Source organism: Pseudomonas sp. PB101 (genome assembly GCF_009764265.1).
Classification (GTDB): Bacteria; Pseudomonadota; Gammaproteobacteria; order Pseudomonadales; family Pseudomonadaceae; genus Aquipseudomonas.
Genome location: NZ_RWIR01000005.1, coordinates 46,091 through 62,447, shown reverse-complemented (window position 1 = coordinate 62,447; position 16,357 = coordinate 46,091). Strand labels below are relative to the sequence as shown.

16 protein-coding genes are annotated in these 16,357 nt (G+C 60.5%); 8 read left to right on the top strand and 8 right to left on the bottom strand.

The window, feature by feature from the left end; genetic code table 11:
• Positions 1-134: 134 nt before the first annotated feature.
• Complete coding sequence (locus tag EI969_RS01330) at positions 135-749, bottom strand: NAD(P)-dependent oxidoreductase (RefSeq protein ID WP_160385602.1); 615 nt, start codon at positions 747-749, stop codon at positions 135-137.
• A 55-nt stretch (positions 750-804) separates the two neighbouring features.
• Complete coding sequence (locus EI969_RS01325; RefSeq protein ID WP_160385601.1) at positions 805-1,689, bottom strand: MBL fold metallo-hydrolase; 885 nt, start codon at positions 1,687-1,689, stop codon at positions 805-807.
• A gap of 214 nt (positions 1,690-1,903) precedes the next feature.
• Between EI969_RS01325 and EI969_RS01320 the strand changes: the two genes are divergently transcribed.
• Positions 1,904-2,809, top strand: coding sequence for a LysR family transcriptional regulator (locus tag EI969_RS01320; protein ID WP_218575158.1), 906 nt, complete (start codon positions 1,904-1,906; stop codon positions 2,807-2,809).
• Between the two features lie 167 nt (positions 2,810-2,976).
• A complete protein-coding gene (locus EI969_RS30190) occupies positions 2,977-3,198 on the top strand; it encodes a hypothetical protein (RefSeq protein WP_046042152.1) in 222 nt (73 codons plus the stop codon).
• 9 nt (positions 3,199-3,207) lie between these two features.
• Here EI969_RS30190 and EI969_RS01315 read toward each other — a convergent pair whose 3' ends face one another.
• Positions 3,208-4,104 (bottom strand): helix-turn-helix domain-containing protein, encoded by an 897-nt coding sequence (locus EI969_RS01315; RefSeq protein ID WP_160385600.1) that lies wholly within the window; start codon positions 4,102-4,104, stop codon positions 3,208-3,210.
• A gap of 190 nt (positions 4,105-4,294) precedes the next feature.
• Here EI969_RS01315 and pobA point away from each other — a divergent pair, with 190 nt between their 5' ends.
• Positions 4,295-5,479, top strand: coding sequence for a 4-hydroxybenzoate 3-monooxygenase (gene pobA, locus EI969_RS01310; protein ID WP_178120506.1), 1,185 nt, complete (start codon positions 4,295-4,297; stop codon positions 5,477-5,479).
• Between the two features lie 78 nt (positions 5,480-5,557).
• On the top strand, positions 5,558-7,075 hold the full coding sequence (locus EI969_RS01305; RefSeq protein ID WP_160385598.1) for an MDR family MFS transporter: 1,518 nt from the start codon (positions 5,558-5,560) through the stop codon (positions 7,073-7,075).
• 163 nt (positions 7,076-7,238) lie between these two features.
• Here the strand turns inward: EI969_RS01305 and EI969_RS01300 are convergent, their stop codons facing one another.
• From EI969_RS01300 to EI969_RS01285, 4 genes are all read right to left on the bottom strand, one after another.
• Complete coding sequence (locus tag EI969_RS01300; RefSeq protein ID WP_160385597.1) at positions 7,239-8,087, bottom strand: cache domain-containing protein; 849 nt, start codon at positions 8,085-8,087, stop codon at positions 7,239-7,241.
• Between the two features lie 94 nt (positions 8,088-8,181).
• On the bottom strand, positions 8,182-9,054 hold the full coding sequence (locus tag EI969_RS01295) for an ATPase (RefSeq protein ID WP_160385596.1): 873 nt from the start codon (positions 9,052-9,054) through the stop codon (positions 8,182-8,184).
• A gap of 119 nt (positions 9,055-9,173) precedes the next feature.
• Entirely contained in the window at positions 9,174-10,166 is a 993-nt protein-coding gene (locus tag EI969_RS01290; RefSeq protein ID WP_160385595.1) for an NAD(P)-dependent oxidoreductase, read from the bottom strand.
• A 55-nt stretch (positions 10,167-10,221) separates the two neighbouring features.
• On the bottom strand, positions 10,222-11,115 hold the full coding sequence (locus EI969_RS01285) for a LysR family transcriptional regulator ArgP (RefSeq protein WP_160385594.1): 894 nt from the start codon (positions 11,113-11,115) through the stop codon (positions 10,222-10,224).
• A gap of 96 nt (positions 11,116-11,211) precedes the next feature.
• Between EI969_RS01285 and EI969_RS01280 the strand changes: the two genes are divergently transcribed.
• The 3 genes from EI969_RS01280 to EI969_RS01270 all read left to right on the top strand — a co-directional run bounded on the left by EI969_RS01280 (position 11,212) and on the right by EI969_RS01270 (position 12,983).
• Positions 11,212-11,613 carry an ACT domain-containing protein gene (locus EI969_RS01280; protein ID WP_160385593.1) on the top strand — a complete coding sequence of 134 codons (402 nt, stop codon included), beginning with the start codon at positions 11,212-11,214 and terminating at the stop codon, positions 11,611-11,613.
• 6 nt (positions 11,614-11,619) lie between these two features.
• A complete protein-coding gene (locus tag EI969_RS01275; protein ID WP_103396360.1) occupies positions 11,620-12,222 on the top strand; it encodes a LysE/ArgO family amino acid transporter in 603 nt (200 codons plus the stop codon).
• 164 nt (positions 12,223-12,386) lie between these two features.
• Positions 12,387-12,983: a superoxide dismutase gene (locus EI969_RS01270; protein ID WP_160385592.1), complete on the top strand. Its 597-nt coding sequence runs from the start codon at positions 12,387-12,389 to the stop codon at positions 12,981-12,983.
• Positions 12,984-13,160: 177 nt separating this feature from the next.
• Here the strand turns inward: EI969_RS01270 and EI969_RS30390 are convergent, their stop codons facing one another.
• Positions 13,161-13,424 carry a DUF6124 family protein gene (locus tag EI969_RS30390; RefSeq protein ID WP_160385591.1) on the bottom strand — a complete coding sequence of 88 codons (264 nt, stop codon included), beginning with the start codon at positions 13,422-13,424 and terminating at the stop codon, positions 13,161-13,163.
• Positions 13,425-14,194: 770 nt separating this feature from the next.
• On the opposite strand from EI969_RS30390, the gene EI969_RS01260 reads away from it, so the two are divergent.
• Positions 14,195-16,246 carry a bifunctional diguanylate cyclase/phosphodiesterase gene (locus EI969_RS01260; RefSeq protein ID WP_160385590.1) on the top strand — a complete coding sequence of 684 codons (2,052 nt, stop codon included), beginning with the start codon at positions 14,195-14,197 and terminating at the stop codon, positions 16,244-16,246.
• Positions 16,247-16,357 lie beyond the last annotated feature (111 nt).

Here is a 16,357-nt window from a genome sequence, read left to right as displayed (position 1 = left end):
GGAAGGAGACACGGATTGATCAAACGAACTATGATTTTTCATGGACTCGCCCTCGCTGTCGATGGCTGTTTAGACTGCCACCGTGGCGCATTGACGCCTCGGCTTGGGCGAGTCCATCCAATTACAGGTGTTGATCAGTAACCGACGGTAAACCGCTGCCGCGAATGCTTCGGTGCTTCAACCTCGTCGAGCAGCGCAATCGCATAATCGGCAAAGGTAATCCAGCTGCGCCCTTCGCTGCTCACCAGCAAATCATCCTGGCCGACGCGGAATTTCCCGCTGCGTTGCCCCTCGACGAACTCGGCCGATGGCGACAGGAAAGTCCAGTCCAGCTCCTTTTCCAGGCGCAGGCTCCCCAGGAACTCCGCCCCGGCACTGGCTTCGGCCTTGTACGCCTCCGGAAAACCTTTGCTGTCGATCACCCGTGTTCCGTCAGGCAACAACAGCGACCCCGCACCGCCGACGACCAGCAAGCGCTTGACCTCGGCCTTCTTCACCGGCCCGATCACGGCACTGGCCGGCAAGGTCGCGAAATGGGCTGCGCTGATGACGACGTCGTGCCCCTCGATGGCCGCCTGCAAGGCACTGGCATCCAGAGCATCGACGTTGCGCGTGACCACACCCGCACGCTGGCCGATTTTCGCCGTGTCGCGGGCGATCGCGGTAACGCTGTGACCGCGACGCAGGGCTTCTTCCAGCAGTTGGCTACCGGCACGACCGGTGGCACCGATGATTGCGATATTGCTCATGACGTTCTCCAGTTGGCTTGAAAGTATTGAAATCAAAGTCTTGCTACCGCTTGAATCATTCACCCCACTTCATCTCGCCCTTGGCGACCTTGGCGCTCAGCTCCAGGGAGCTTTCATCGCCCAGGTTCGGGTAGCGTTTTTTCATCGCGGCGATCAACGCGGCAGAATCCCGGGCCTTGGCGGTTTCTTCGTCGAAGGCCTTGATGTAAGCAGCGGTGAACTGCACTGCCTTCAGTGAACGATCGATTTCACCGAGGTAATGACCGGGCACTACAGTCTGCGGTTTCAGGGTTTCAATGGAATGCAGCGTAGCCAACCAATCGGCATGGGACTGTGGCGTTTGCGTGTCGGCCATCCACACGTGGATGTTTTGCGCGACCACGACACCACCGACCACGGCCTTGATCGACGGAATCCACACAAAGCTGCGATCCGGCTGCGGGCCTTCGAGCCCCACCACCTGCAACTTCTGCCCTTCGAGAATCAGGCTGTCGCCCTTGAGCACGTCCGGCACGATGGTTTTGGCCGGCACATCGGCGCCCATTTTCGGCCCCCAGAACGCCAGTTTGCCGTCGACGGTCTGCTTGATATGGTCGACCGTCGGCTGCGACGCGAGGACCTTGGCCTTGGGGAACGCGGCCGTCAGGGTATCGAGGCCGAAGTAATAGTCCGGGTCACCGTGACTGATGTAGATGGTGGTCAGTTGCTTGCCGCTGGCGCGGATTTTTTCCACCACCTGTTCGGCCTGGGACTTGCCGAATTGTGCATCCACCAGGATCGCTTCCTTCTCGCCGCTGACCAGCACCGAGGTCACCGGGAAGATGGCTTTTTCGCCGGGGTTGTAGACATCCAGGGTCAGGGTCGAGGCGGCGGCATGGGCGGCGAAGCCGAGAGCGGCGCTGGCCAGTAATACGCGTTTGAAAGTGGTAAAACCGATCATTTGTTGCTCCATTGTCCGAATGGCTTTTGCCTTTTTGTAGGAGCGAGCTTGCTCGCGATGGACTCGAAGACGCCGCATTCAAGCGGTAACCCGCATCATCGTTAACGACCATCGCGAGCAAGCTCGCTCCTACAGTGGAACAGAGCTTAGTTGTCTGACTCAGTACAAAAAATGCGATGCTTGAACATAGTTTGTTTCTGAAAGCGGGCAAATCATGGATCGTCTTCAAGCAATGCGTGTGTTCGTCACGGTGGTCGACCTCGGCAGCCAGTCGGCCGCCGCCGATCACCTGGAGCTGTCACGGCCGGTGGTGTCGCGGTATCTGGCGGAACTGGAAGACTGGGTCGGCGCGCGCCTTATGCACCGCACCACGCGAAAATTGAGCCTCACCGCCGCCGGCAGCGAAATCCTGCCCCGCTGTCGGCAGATGCTCGATTTGTCCACCGACATGCAAGCCGCCGTCAGCGAACCGGACGAAGCGCCGCGCGGCCTGCTGCGGATCAGCGTCAGCACCTCGTTCGGCCAGGCGCAACTGGCCGATGCCATGACCGCGTACGTCAAACGCTACCCCGGTGTCAGCATCGACATGCAGATGCTCGACCGCACCGTGAACCTGGTGGATGAGCGCATCGACCTGGCGATCCGTACCAGCAACGACCTGGACCCGAACCTGATCGCCCGTCGCCTGACGGTCTGCCGCTCGGTGATCTGCGCCTCCCCCGCTTACCTGCGCGAGCATCCGGCACCGCAACGGGTCGAGGAGCTGAGCCTGCACAACTGCCTGACCCATTCCTACTTCGGCAAAAGCCTCTGGCATTTCGAGCAGGACGGCGAGCAGGTGTCGGTGCCAGTGCAGGGCAATATCAGCGCCAACGAGGCCAGCACGCTGTTGCGCGCCACGATCGCCGGCGCCGGGGTGGCAATGCTGCCCACGTACCAGGCCGGCGTGCACATCCACAGCGGCGAATTGATCCGCCTGTTGCCGGCGGCCGAACCGCGGCAAATGAACGTGTACGCGGTATATGCCTCGCGCAAGCACATGCCGGCGGCGTTGCGCAGCTTGCTGGATTTCCTGGTGCTTAGATTTCCGCAAGAACCGGAGTGGGATGTGGGGCTTTAGGACCCTGTGGGAGCGGGCTTGCCCGCGATTGCGGTTGATCATTCAACACTGTTGTCGACTGACCTGACGCCATCGCGGGCAAGCCCGCTCCCACAGGAGACATCAGCGTTCTGAATGTCGCGGTACATCCATGACTCGGCTTGCTGGCAACTCACAGGCGCTGACCTATGCTCAAAGTAATACCGAAAGGTATTCGTTCAGAGGTCAACGCCATGAACATCAAAACAAGAAGATACCTCGCCATCTTCATCACCTGTGCCGTCACGCTCGGGCTGTACGGCGCTGCCGCCTGGCGCGTCGAGCAACTGCGCAACCTGCCCCGTGAGTACGCAAGCTGCAACTTCGAGCGCTGCATTCCCCACAACGCCACCCTCAACGCCCTCCGATAACGAAGGGGGTCAGGCTTCGTTGTCCTGATCGGCCTTCAAGCGGTCGCGGAACGCCTTTGGCGAAATCCCCACACGACGCCGGAACAGGCGCGTGAAGTTGGTCGGATCGGAAAACCCCAACACGTCGGACATTTCATAAATGGTCATGCCGGTGTAGGTCAGCAATCGCTTGGCCTCCAGCAATTGCCGCTCGTGCATGATCTGCAGCGCCGGTTGCCCCGCCAGCTCACGGCAGGTGCCGTTGAGGTGGGACACGGAAATCCCCAGCCGGTGCGCCAGGTCCTCGACCTTGACGTGCTGGCGATAGGTCTCTTCCACCAGTTGAATGAAACCGTTGAGATACTCCCGGGCCCGCTGCGGTCGCACCATGGCGGTGCGACGCTGGATCACCTGGCGACTGACCCACACCACGATCACGCTGACCAGCGAATGCATGAGCATTTCCCGCGCCGGTTGATGGCTGGTGTATTCACTCTGCAAGGCACTGAACAGGCTGTTGAGGTACTCGGCGTCCTTGCCTGCCGGGTAACTTTCGGCCTGGGCCAGGGCGTTGACCGATTGCCCCAGCTGCATTTGCAGGTGGGCGATCAGCGGCGCGGCCAGGGTCACGACAAAGCCTTCCACGTCTTCGGAAAAGCGAAAGCCATGCACCGACAACGGTGGCAGGATCTGGATGGCCGGCTCTATCAATTGTGTACGCTTGCCTTCGATTTCAAGCTCGGCCTGACCTTTGAATACGAAGAGCAACTGACACAAATCAGCGTGGCGGTGGGGTTTGATTTGCCAATGATGTTCGCGGCTGCGTATGGAAATGGTTTCACAGTGCAGCAAGTCCGGGGTCGGCCAGTCCAGGCTTTCACCGTAGAGCTTGAACACCGGAATCGAAGGCAGGTCAGGCTTGTTCATCACTTCAATCCAGGTCTCGGAGTAGATGATGGGCGATAATCGCCCCGATTGGCAGAATGTACAGCTATCGGCTCAGTTTTCACCTTCAATTGACAGACCCGCAAGGGAAAAATGCAAGCACTCGATCCATAAAAATCATTCACCGGCCCTGGTCGCGTGAAGCTTGCGAGTCATAAAAACAATGAAAACGTTGAAAACCCAGGTCGCCATCATTGGCGCCGGCCCTTCCGGCCTGTTGCTCGGCCAACTGCTGCACAACGCCGGCATCGACACCGTCATACTCGAACGCCAGACCCCGGACTATGTACTCGGCCGAATCCGCGCCGGCGTGCTTGAACAGGGCATGGTAGAGCTGTTGCGCCAGGCCGGCGTGAGTCAGCGCATGGACGCCGAGGGGCTGGTCCACACGGGCTTCGAACTGGCCCTCGACGGGCGCCAGGTGCACATCGACCTGCATGCCCTGACGGGTGGCAAAAGCGTGATGATCTACGGCCAGACCGAAGTCACCCGCGACCTGATGGCCGCTCGTCGGGAGGCCGGTGCCCAGACGTTTTACCAAGCCGACAACGTCGTTCCCCATGGCATGAAAACCGACGAAGCGTTTGTCACTTTTGCGAAGGACGGCGAGCTGTATCGCCTCGATTGCGACTACATCGCCGGTTGCGACGGCTTCCATGGAGTGGCGCGCCAATCGATTCCCGCCGACAGCCTGAAAGTCTTCGAACGGGTCTATCCGTTCGGCTGGCTCGGGATCCTCGCCGATACCCCGCCGGTCCACGAAGAGCTGGTCTACGCCCGCCACGAGCGCGGCTTCGCCCTGTGCAGCATGCGTTCGTCGACCCGCACCCGTTATTACCTGCAGGTGCCCACCAGCGATCACGTCGATAACTGGTCCGATCAGCGCTTCTGGGACGAACTCAAGTCGCGCTTGCCACAAGCGCTGGCGGACAAACTGGTCACCGGCCCGTCCATCGAAAAAAGCATCGCGCCGCTGCGCAGCTTCGTGGTCGAACCGATGCAGTACGGCCGCATGTTCCTGGTCGGCGATGCCGCACACATCGTCCCGCCCACCGGCGCCAAGGGCCTGAACCTGGCAGCCAGTGATGTGAGTACGCTGTTCAACATCCTGCTCAAGGTTTACCGTGAGGATCGCCGCGATTTGCTGGAGAAATACTCGCAGATCTGCCTGCGCCGGGTGTGGAAGGCCGAGCGGTTTTCCTGGTGGATGACCTCGATGCTGCACCGTTTCGACGACCACGATGCCTTCAGCCAGCGCATTGCCGAGTCGGAACTGGAGTATTTCGTCGGCTCAGAGGCCGGTCGAAAAACCATAGCGGAAAACTACGTCGGGCTTCCTTATGAGGCTATCGAATAGCCTGCTATCGACTTACACTGGCGAGCATTCCCGCTCGCCTTGCCTCGTGCGGGTCAATCACTGCCCGCAGGTTTTCCCGTGACCAATCTCCACCAGCCTGACACACCCAAACCCGCCATCCGCAGCGTGCTGATCGCCCTGATGCTGGCGATCTTTCTCGGGGCGCTGGACCAGACCATCGTCGCGGTTTCGATGCCGGCCATCTCCGCGCAATTCAAGGACGTCAGCCTGCTGGCTTGGGTGATTTCCGGCTACATGGTGGCAATGACCGTGGCGGTGCCGATCTACGGCAAACTCGGCGACCTGTACGGGCGGCGCAAGCTGATGCTGTTCGGCATGGGCCTGTTCACCCTGGCGTCGGTGTTCTGCGGCATGGCCCAGAGCATGGAACAACTGGTCCTGGCGCGGATCTTCCAGGGCATCGGCGCCGGCGGGATGATTTCGGTCAGCCAGGCCATCATCGGTGACATCGTGCCGCCACGGGAACGCGGGCGTTATCAGGGTTACTTCAGCAGCATGTACGCGGTGGCCAGTGTGGCCGGCCCGGTGCTCGGCGGTTACATGACCGAGTATCTGTCCTGGCGTTGGGTGTTCTTGATCAACCTGCCGCTGGGCCTGGGTGCCTGGCTGGTGGCCCGTCGCACACTGGTGGGGCTGCCGGTTCCGCAACGCAAGCCGGTCATCGATTACCTGGGCACCGTGCTGATGATCATAGGGCTGACGGCGCTGTTGCTGGGCATCACCCAGGTCGGCCAGGGTCATTCGTGGCACAGCGCCGAAGTGCTGGCGCTGCTCGCTTGTGCGGTGCTGGTGCTGGGGCTGTTCGTCGTTCACGAGCGGCGGGCGCGGGAGCCGTTGCTGCCCATGCATCTGTTCGCCAACCGCAATGCGATCCTGTGCTGGTGCACGATTTTCTTTACCAGTTTCCAGGCCATCTCACTGATCGTGCTGATGCCGTTGCGCTTCCAGAGCGTGACTGGCGCCGGTGCCGACAGCGCCGCTTTGCACCTGTTGCCGCTGGCCATGGGCTTGCCGATTGGCGCGTACTTCGCCGGCCGTCGCACTTCGGTGACCGGGCGCTACAAACCGATGATCCTCACTGGCGCTGCGCTGATGCCCATCGCAATTCTCGGCATGGCGTTCAGCCCGCCGCAGGCCTTCGTGTTGAGCAGCCTGTTCATGTTGCTCTGCGGGATCTCATCCGGCATGCAGTTCCCGACATCGTTGGTGGGCACGCAGAACTCGGTGGAACAACGCGACATCGGCGTGGCCACCAGCACCACCAACCTGTTTCGCTCGCTGGGAGGCGCGGTCGGCGTGGCCTTGATGTCGGCGCTGCTGCTGGCGTTGTTGCAGGATTCCAGTTTCGCGCACCTGGCCAGTTCGACGCTGATTGCCGAAGGCAGTTCGGGGAATGTGTTGCTCGACGGTTTGAACGCCGCACCGGGCGAGGCGCAGAACGCCTTGCGCGCGGAGTTGTTGCTGACGTTCCGGCAGTTGCTGACGGTCAGTGCGGTGGTGTCGTTGCTGGGGCTGGCGGCGGCGATTGCCATGCCGAACATGTTGTTGCGCGGACGTGAGGACAAGGTTCGATAGGTAGACCGTGTTGCGGCCATCGCTGGCAAGTCGGATCGCCGCACCGCAGCTCCCACAAGTATTGATGTCGCTCACAAAATTTGTGGTCAACACTCAAACCTGTGGGAGCTGCGGTGCGGCGATCCGACTTGCCAGCGATGACGTCATGTCAAACACCTTAAATTCAAGGGCTGTAATACCCGACCGCCACCAGAAAATGCCCAACTTTCTTCAGGTAGGCATGCTTGTTCTCGACCTTGCCGGTCACCGGGTTTTTCCAGCGGTATTCGTATTCGCCGTAATCCTGCTTGCCCATCAGCGCCAGCATCGGCTCGCCCACCGGCTTGCCTTCCGGATCCACGATCTTGCTGAAGTCGGTATTGATCAGCCGCAGGTTGGTGCCGTGGGCCACGTACCGTTGGGTGTCCAGGTCGACGACAAAGACATACAGGTCATCCTGCAGGTAGCCGCCCTTGAGGGAGTTGATGGCCGTCAGGGTGCCCTTCTCGTCCCTGGCCAGATCGGTTGCCGCTTTGTTGAGCAAGGCCATGGCCTGTTCGGCGGAAGCCCGGGGCAGGTAATAACCGACCGCCAGAATCCGCTGGCCGATGCGCTGGTAGTAGACATGCTTGCGCTCGACCTTGCCGTCGTTCCAATTCTGCCAGCGATATTCCGCCTGCTGAATGCCATTGCCTTCCGGCACTTTCAGGGCGTCCTTGAAGGTTTTCTGCAAGTCCGGCCCGAGCACCTCCGATACGTCGCGGCCAATCAACGCCGACGAAGGCCCGCCGCTGGCAAGCATCACGCCCTTGGTGTCGAGCACGAAGACATAACGGTCCTTGTCGACAAACTCGCCCTGGCGACTGAATGCCGCAAACGCCTTGTCGCCATGCTCGTGGTAGTAGGCCAACGCTTTTTCCAGCAGGGCGATGGCCGCCTTGCTGTCGTCCTTTTCCGTCCCGGCCGCTTGCGCCTGCCCCAGGCAAAGCAAAAACATGCCGCACAGCAAGGCGAACCTATGCAAATACCCCATTGCGCATCCCTCGTTCCTGATGATGTTTCAAGAGCGTAGACGGCAATGGGGGATGCATGGATTTCAGCAGTCGCGGGTCTTCCCGGGCAGACGATTACTGCTTGGTGCGCAATTGCTGTTGCAGGTTCTGGATCTGCGCCTGAAGGGTATTGATGTTACGGGTGACCTGGCTGCGGAACGCATCGAACTCGGCAGTGTTGGTCGCGCCCTGCGCGGCGGCCGGACGGTTGTCCTGCACGCTTTTGAGCACGAGCATGTCTTGCTCGAGACGCTCGATGGCTGCGCTCGGGTTGCCTTGTTTCTTCAATGCGGTGATATCGGCGCCCAGGCTTTTGAGCTGCGCATCGAATTTTTCCGCGTCGGACGGGGCATTTTTCAGGGCGGTCAATTCCGCAGTCAAGGCTTTGACCTCGGCCTGCAACTGCGTATTGGTCGCCTGGTGTTCGCTGTCCTGAGCGGTCAACTGCGCCAGGCGCTTGTCCGCCTCGGTGGTTTGCGCGGTCATTTGTGCCAGTCGCTTGTCCAGGTCCGAGGCCTGGCCGGCGACGCCTTGCTGTTGGGTGCTCTGGTCCTGGAGCTTGCTTTCCAGCTGGCGGATTTGCAGCTTCAAGGCCTCGCTGTCGGTGCTGACACTGGTCTGGCTGGCAACCACCTTGCCGGAAATATCCTGCAGGCGCCCTGCCGCTTCCTCGCTGATCCGGGCGAAACTTTCCTGGGTCGCGACCAATTGCTGTTCCATCAGGGAAATCTGCTGAAAGCTCCACCAGGCCAGGCCCGCGAACGCAAAGAACAACGCCCCGACCAACGCCCACAGCGGACCGGTGCTCGCCGCCTTGACCTTCACCACCGGTGCCGTGCGCGGGTGCACGACCGAGCGGACAGTGGGCGGATAATCGTCATCGAGAACGTCTGCACGCAGGCTCGGTACATCGTCGAAGTCGTCGTTGGCATCGTTTCGCATGGACATTGAATCAACCTTAATGAATCACATAATGGCTTTATGCCGCGCAGTATAACCCCACAGGCGCAACCATTGACCCCGAAGCCCGTATCCGGTTCAGAAAGGGGGGCGCGGTTTGAGCTTCATCAGCGAATATCCTGCGCCTTCCACCAGCCACAGTACTCATCAAGCGCGGTCCAGAGGCTGACCTTGGGATCGTAATCCAGATAATGCCGGGCGCGGCTGATGTCCAGGGTGAAATTTTTCTTCATGACCTGCATGCCCAGCCGCGACAGCGTCGGCTCGGGGCGCCCCGGCCACAACTTGCACACCCCCTCGTTGAGCGCCGCCACGCTGTAGGCCAGGCCGTAGGAACGATAACGGGTGACCTGTGGGACGTCCATTTTACGCATGACGTAATTGACCACGTCCCACAAGGGCACCGGCGCGCCGTTGCTGATGTTGTAGACCTTGCCCAGCGCCGAACCGCTGGCCAGCAAACTGCTGAGCAACGCCTCGTTGAGGTTTTGCACGCTGGTGAAATCCACTTTGTTCAGGCCGTTGCCGATGATCGCCAGGCGACCCTTGCGCTGCATGTTCAACAGACGCGGGAAGATGCTCATATCGCCAGCCCCGGTGACGAAACGCGGGCGCAGGGCCAGGGTTTCGAGGCCGAATTCCTGGGCGCCGAAGACTTTTTGCTCGGCCAGGTATTTGGTGGCGGCGTAATGATGCTTGAAACGCTTGGGCACCTGCTCTTCGGTCAGGCCCAGGTGATCGCGGCCATCGAAGTAGATCGACGGCGACGACAAATGCACCAGCCGCCGAACCCGTTGCTTCAGGCAGGCTTCGACTACGTTCTCGGTGACCTGGACGTTGCCCTGGTGGAAGTCCTGATAACGTCCCCATAAACCGACGGCACCGGCGCAATGCACCACGGCCTCGACGTCCGCACACAGTTCGCGCGCCAGTTCCGGGTCGCTCAAGTCACCCTGGATGAATTCGGCTCCACGACGTACCAGATGCTCCACGCTTTCGGCCCGGCGACCGTTGACCCGCACTTCCAGGCCCTGCTCCAGGGCAAAGCGCGCAAAGCGCCCGCCGATGAAGCCGCTTGCGCCGGTAACCAGAATCTTCATGTATTGCTCCGAAATATTTCGATTTGCGTATTACGTCAGGTCTTGACGCTGCGCGTCAGGCCAAGGGCACCAGCCATTGTTTCGATGCGCTGACCAATTGATCGGTGAGCATCCCCAGCAACTGGCCGCCATTGCGCCAATGATGCCAGTACAGCGGCACATCGATCGGCTTATCTGGCAGCAACTCCTGCAATACGCCCCTTTGCAGTTGCTCGCGCACTTGCAGTTCCGGCACCAGCCCCCAGCCGAGTCCGGCTTCCGTCAGACGAATGAAACCTTCGGAAGACGGGCACAGATGGTGTTCGAAACCACCCTCGACACCCAGGGACGCAAGGTAGCGATGCTGCAGGAAATCATCCGGGCCAAACACCAGCGCCGGGGTGCGGGCCAACTGATCGGCGCGTACGCCTTGCGGAAAATGCCGGGCAATAAAGGCCGGGCTGGCCAGTGCACGGTAACGCATGGCCCCCAGCAGCACGCTGCGCGCGCCGGCCACCGGGCGCTCGCTGGCGCAGACACAGGCGGCCACCTCACCGGCACGCATGCGCTTGAGGCCGACGGTCTGGTCCTCCACGACCAGATCCATCAACAGATGCTGCTCCGCGCAAAACGCCCCCACCGCCTGCGCCCACCAGGTGGCCAGGCTGTCGGCATTCAGGGCGATCCGCAGGCGTTCCGGCAAACCCTCTTCATCCAGCGCCGGCACCAGGCTTTGCAAATCCCGTTCAAGCAGGCGCACTTGCTGCACGTGGTTGAGCAAGCGTCGACCGATTTCCGTCGGCGTCGGCGGCGTGGCCCGCACCAGCACTGGCTGGCCGACCCGGGCTTCCAGCAGCTTGATGCGCTGGGATATCGCCGATTGCGACAGGCCCAGCACCTGGGCCGCCCGTTCAAAACCGGCCTGCTCGACCACGGCGGCCAGGGCAGAGAGCAATTTATAGTCGAACATCAGTTTTCCTAATGAGCGATCAGCAAGATTGGTTTTTCTTATACAGCCTTCCCAAGGACAATGACCAGCAAGAACTCTTGAACAAGGATCACCCACATGGCTGGCGAAACTTCATTGGCAACGCTGCTGCGCAGCATGAGCCCGCAACTCAATGCCGGCGAATACGTGTTCTGCACCCTGCGCGACGGTCAGTTGCCTGCGGGTCTGGAGATTGTCGGCAGCTTCCGCGAACAGGAAGGCCTGACCGTGATTCTCGAACGCGCTCACGCCGAACGCGCCGGGTTCAGCTTCGACTACGTCGCCGCCTGGATCACCCTGAACGTGCATTCGGCCCTCGAAGCGGTCGGCCTGACCGCCGCGTTCGCCACGGCATTGGGCAAGGCCGGCATCAGCTGCAACGTGATTGCCGGCTACTACCACGACCATTTGTTTGTCGGCCAGGCCGATGCCGACCGTGCCCTGCAGGTGCTGCGGGATCTGGCAGCCAACGCGGAGTAAAAAATCATGTGGCAAAGTTATGTGAACGGGTTGCTCGTGGCCTTTGGCCTGATCATGGCGATCGGCACCCAGAATGCGTTTGTCCTGGCGCAAAGCCTGCGCCGCGAACATCACCTGCCGGTAGCGGCGCTCTGTGTGGCCTGCGACGCTTTGTTGGTGGCGGCCGGGGTTTTCGGCCTGGCGACGGTGCTGGCACAAAACCCGACACTGCTGGCGATTGCCCGCTGGGGCGGCGCAGCGTTCCTGTTGTGGTACGGCAGCCAGGCACTGCGCCGGGCCTTTTCGAAGCAGAGCCTCGAACAGGGCGAAGGCCAGACCGTACGCTCGCTGCGCGCGGTGATGCTCAGCGCGCTGGCGGTGACGTTGCTCAATCCGCACGTCTACCTCGACACCGTGTTGCTGATCGGCTCCCTGGGCGCACAACAAACCGAGCCCGGCGCTTATGTCGTCGGCGCGGCCAGTGCCTCGCTGCTGTGGTTCTTCACCCTGGCGCTCGGCGCGGCATGGCTGGCACCCTGGCTCGCCCGCCCCAGTACCTGGCGAATTCTCGATCTGCTGGTGGCAGTGATGATGTTTGCCGTAGCGCTGCAGTTGATCACGGCCATCTGATTCGCGGAACCTCTATTCCACACAGTTGTTGCGTGGTTATGCCGCCCCCCCGGTGCTATGATCCGACTCCCTGCGCCGCAAAGAGTACAAACTCCCCGGCGCTTGTCTGGCCGCCCGTGATCGGCCTTGCGCTCACCGCAACTGACCTGATTAGGAGAATCAATATGGCTTTCGAATTGCCGCCGCTGCCGTACGCACACGATGCCCTGCAGCCGCACATTTCCAAGGAAACCCTGGAATACCACCACGACAAGCACCACAACACCTACGTCGTGAACCTGAACAACCTGGTGCCAGGCACCGAGTTCGAAGGCAAGACCCTGGAAGAAATCGTCAAGACTTCCTCGGGCGGTATCTTCAACAACGCCGCTCAGGTCTGGAACCACACTTTCTACTGGAACTGCCTGGCGCCAAACGCCGGCGGTCAACCAACCGGCGCACTTGGCGATGCCATCAACGCAGCGTTCGGTTCGTTCGACAAGTTCAAGGAAGAGTTCAGCAAGACTTCCATCGGCACCTTCGGTTCCGGTTGGGGCTGGCTGGTGAAGAAGGCTGACGGTTCCCTGGCCCTGGCCAGCACCATCGGCGCCGGCAACCCGCTGACCAACGGCGACACCCCGCTGCTGACCTGCGACGTCTGGGAACACGCTTACTACATCGACTACCGCAACGTTCGTCCAAAGTACGTCGAAGCGTTCTGGAACCTGGTCAACTGGAAATTCGTGGCTGAGCAGTTCGAAGGCAAAACCTTCACCGCTTAAGCTCGACGCCAGTCAAGAAAACCCGGCTTTTTAGCCGGGTTTTTTATTGCCCGGGATTTTCAGCGTTCGTCAGGGCCCCTTCGCGAGCAGGCTCGCTCCCACATTGGGTCGGTCTACACCGGACCACTGTGGGAGCGAGCCTGCTCGCGAAGAACGATAATGCGGTCAGCCTGCCAACTACTGCGGATCGACATTATCCAACGCACGATTCACCGCCAGCTCCGCCAGCATGATGATCTGCGCAATGGCCAACGCCATGTTGCGCTGAGGGCCGGTCAGGAAGGTGGCGAAATCACTCGCCATGACATTGGCCGAAGCCAGTGATTCACAGGCGTGGGCCAGCAGGGATTCGGTACCCATGTCCGGGACGATCATGAACATGGTGTTGGGGGTGTAGGGTTTGGTGGTGTTGTTGGGGGGATCGGGGATTAACTTATCCACTGAAATATTCCTATGCGGTGGGTGCCGCCCATTGCCGTTCTCACACGGCAAAGAGGTGGCAGCTATGTGCGAGGTGAGAAACCGGTCATAGGCACCCGGCCAGACATAAGTCTGCCCGCACACAGCCGCCATAACGCACTTACAGACAGCGTATAAGCTGGCGGCAATTATGCGGACACTGGCACTGGATGACTATGACTTGCCGGGTTCTCACACCCGATCGCTGAGTTTTCAGCGACAGCCAAAGGCTATTCAGCCCGCTTCCGACGGACAACCTGAAAACTGCGTGGGAAACTTCTGGCGCTTTCCTACACCGCGCCATCCCATGTGGGAGCGAGCTTGCTCGCGAAAAACGCCAGGACAACGCGGGCAATCAGGCAGCACGCGTTATCGTTGACGTCCATCGCGAGCAAGCTCGCTCCTACAGGGCCGGGCGCTTGTTAAAAGTGACTCGCCGTAAGGGCGAAACCATAAGTGGCCGTTACCGCAGAAACGGATATGCACTCCGTTAAAAACCCAAACCCACTCACCTTGCCCCACCACCACAGACAGCTAACATCAAACAAAAGGAAAATATCTACCCCCCGCCCCTCAAGTTGAAGGACTCGACAACCGACACAGTACTAATAGGCAAACTCGTCAAGACAACTGCAAATCGGCCAAGCTGCAGGCAAAATCCCCCAAGGATGATTGTCCCTTTGACTGCCATCACGGGATTGCCAATACTCATGGCAACTTGATGCTACCCGCACGGAACAAGGAATAACCCTTTGAAGCTGGAACTCAAGAACAGCTTGTCGGTGAAGTTGCTCCGGGTCGTGCTCCTGTCGGCATTGATCGTCGGCGTGGTCTTGAGCTGCGCACAGATCGTGTTCGATGCCTATAAAACCCGCCAGGCCGTCGCTGGCGATGCCGAGCGCATCCTCGACATGTTTCGCGACCCCTCGACCCAGGCCGTCTACAGCCTGGACCGGGAAATGGGCATGCAGGTGATCGAAGGCCTGTTCCAGGACGACGCCGTGCGCAAGGCCTCCATCGGCCATCCCAACGAAGCCATGCTCGCGCAGAAATCCCGCGAGCTGCAGCAATCGAGCAGCCGCTGGCTGACCGACCTGATTCTTGGCAAGGAACGCACCTTCACCACTCAGTTGGTCGGTCGCGGGCCTTACAGCGAGTATTACGGCGACCTGAGCATCACCCTCGACACCGCCACCTACGGCCAGGGGTTCATTGTCAGCTCGGTGATCATCTTCATCTCCGGCGTACTGCGCGCGCTCGCCATGGGGCTGGTGTTGTACCTGGTCTATCACTGGCTGCTGACCAAGCCATTGTCACGGATCATCGAGCACCTCACCGAAATCAATCCGGACCGCCCCAGCGAACACAAGATCCCGCTGCTCAAGGGCCACGAGAAAAACGAACTGGGCATCTGGATCAACACCGCCAACCAGTTGCTCGAATCCATCGAACGCAATACCCATCTGCGTCACGAAGCGGAAAACAGTCTGTTGCGCATGTCCCAGTACGACTTCCTGACGGGACTGCCGAACCGCCAGCAATTGCAGCAGCAACTGGACAAGATCCTCATCGACGCCGGCAAGTTGCAGCGCCGGGTCGCGGTGTTGTGTGTCGGCCTCGACGACTTCAAGGGCATCAACGAGCAGTTCAGCTATCAAACCGGCGACCAGTTGCTGCTGGCCCTGGCCGATCGCCTGCGGGGCCATAGCGGCCGCCTGGGCGCCCTCGCCCGCCTCGGTGGCGACCAGTTTGCCCTGGTCCAGGCCGATATCGAGCAACCCTACGAAGCCGCCGAGCTGGCGCAAAGCATTCTCGATGATCTGGAAGCGGCGTTTGCCCTCGACCATCAGGAGATCCGCCTGCGCGCCACCATCGGCATCACCCTGTTCCCCGAAGATGGCGACAGCACCGAGAAGTTGCTGCAAAAGGCCGAGCAGACCATGACGCTGGCCAAGACCCGGTCGCGCAACCGCTATCAGTTCTATATCGCCAGCGTCGACACCGAAATGCGCCGTCGCCGCGAACTGGAAAAAGACCTGCGCGATGCGCTGATCCGCAATCAGTTCTACCTCGTCTACCAGCCGCAGATCAGCTACCGCGATCACCGCGTGGTCGGCGTCGAAGCGCTGATTCGCTGGCAACACCCCGAGCACGGCCTGGTGCCGCCAGACCTGTTCATCCCGCTGGCCGAACAGAACGGCACCATCATCGCCATCGGCGAATGGGTGCTGGACCAGGCCTGCAAACAGCTACGCGAGTGGCATGACCAGGGTTTCAGCGACCTGCGCATGGCGGTGAACCTGTCCACGGTTCAATTGCACCACGCCGAACTGCCGCGGGTGGTCAACAACCTGCTGCAGATGTACCGCCTGCCACCGCGCAGCCTGGAGTTGGAGGTCACCGAAACCGGCCTGATGGAAGACATCAGCACGGCCGCCCAGCACTTGCTCAGCCTGCGCCGCTCCGGCGCGCTGATCGCCATCGACGACTTCGGCACCGGCTATTCGTCCTTGAGCTATCTCAAGAGCCTGCCGCTGGACAAGATCAAGATCGACAAGAGTTTCGTTCAGGACCTGCTCGATGACGACGACGATGCGACCATCGTTCGCGCCATCATCCAGTTGGGCAAGAGCCTGGGCATGCAGGTGATTGCCGAGGGCGTGGAAACCGCCGAGCAAGAGGCCTACATCATTTCCGAAGGCTGCCACGAAGGTCAGGGCTATCACTACAGCAAACCGTTGCCGGCGCGGGAACTGGGTGCCTATTTGAAACAGGCCCAACGCAGCAATGCCGCTATTTTGTAAACCCAGCCCCCTGTAGGAGCGAGCTTGCTCGCGATGGACCTGAGAGCAACACGTTCATTCAGAATGAACGCGTCATCGTTCACGTCCATCGCGAGCAGGCTCGCTCCCACA

What these genes read in the sequence shown, in the direction of transcription:
- EI969_RS01285 (WP_160385594.1), bottom strand. Translation starts at nt 11,115, where the DNA reads ATGTTCGACTATAAATTGCTCTCTGCCCTGGCCGCCGTGGTCGAGCAG.
- EI969_RS01300 (WP_160385597.1), bottom strand. Translation starts at nt 8,087, where the DNA reads ATGGGGTATTTGCATAGGTTCGCCTTGCTGTGCGGCATGTTTTTGCTT.
- EI969_RS01280 (WP_160385593.1), top strand. Translation starts at nt 11,212, where the DNA reads ATGGCTGGCGAAACTTCATTGGCAACGCTGCTGCGCAGCATGAGCCCG.
- EI969_RS01270 (WP_160385592.1), top strand. Translation starts at nt 12,387, where the DNA reads ATGGCTTTCGAATTGCCGCCGCTGCCGTACGCACACGATGCCCTGCAG.
- EI969_RS30190 (WP_046042152.1), top strand. Translation starts at nt 2,977, where the DNA reads ATGCTCAAAGTAATACCGAAAGGTATTCGTTCAGAGGTCAACGCCATG.
- EI969_RS01320 (WP_218575158.1), top strand. Translation starts at nt 1,904, where the DNA reads ATGGATCGTCTTCAAGCAATGCGTGTGTTCGTCACGGTGGTCGACCTC.
- EI969_RS01275 (WP_103396360.1), top strand. Translation starts at nt 11,620, where the DNA reads ATGTGGCAAAGTTATGTGAACGGGTTGCTCGTGGCCTTTGGCCTGATC.
- EI969_RS01330 (WP_160385602.1), bottom strand. Translation starts at nt 749, where the DNA reads ATGAGCAATATCGCAATCATCGGTGCCACCGGTCGTGCCGGTAGCCAA.
- EI969_RS01295 (WP_160385596.1), bottom strand. Translation starts at nt 9,054, where the DNA reads ATGTCCATGCGAAACGATGCCAACGACGACTTCGACGATGTACCGAGC.
- EI969_RS01315 (WP_160385600.1), bottom strand. Translation starts at nt 4,104, where the DNA reads ATGAACAAGCCTGACCTGCCTTCGATTCCGGTGTTCAAGCTCTACGGT.
- EI969_RS01290 (WP_160385595.1), bottom strand. Translation starts at nt 10,166, where the DNA reads ATGAAGATTCTGGTTACCGGCGCAAGCGGCTTCATCGGCGGGCGCTTT.
- EI969_RS01325 (WP_160385601.1), bottom strand. Translation starts at nt 1,689, where the DNA reads ATGATCGGTTTTACCACTTTCAAACGCGTATTACTGGCCAGCGCCGCT.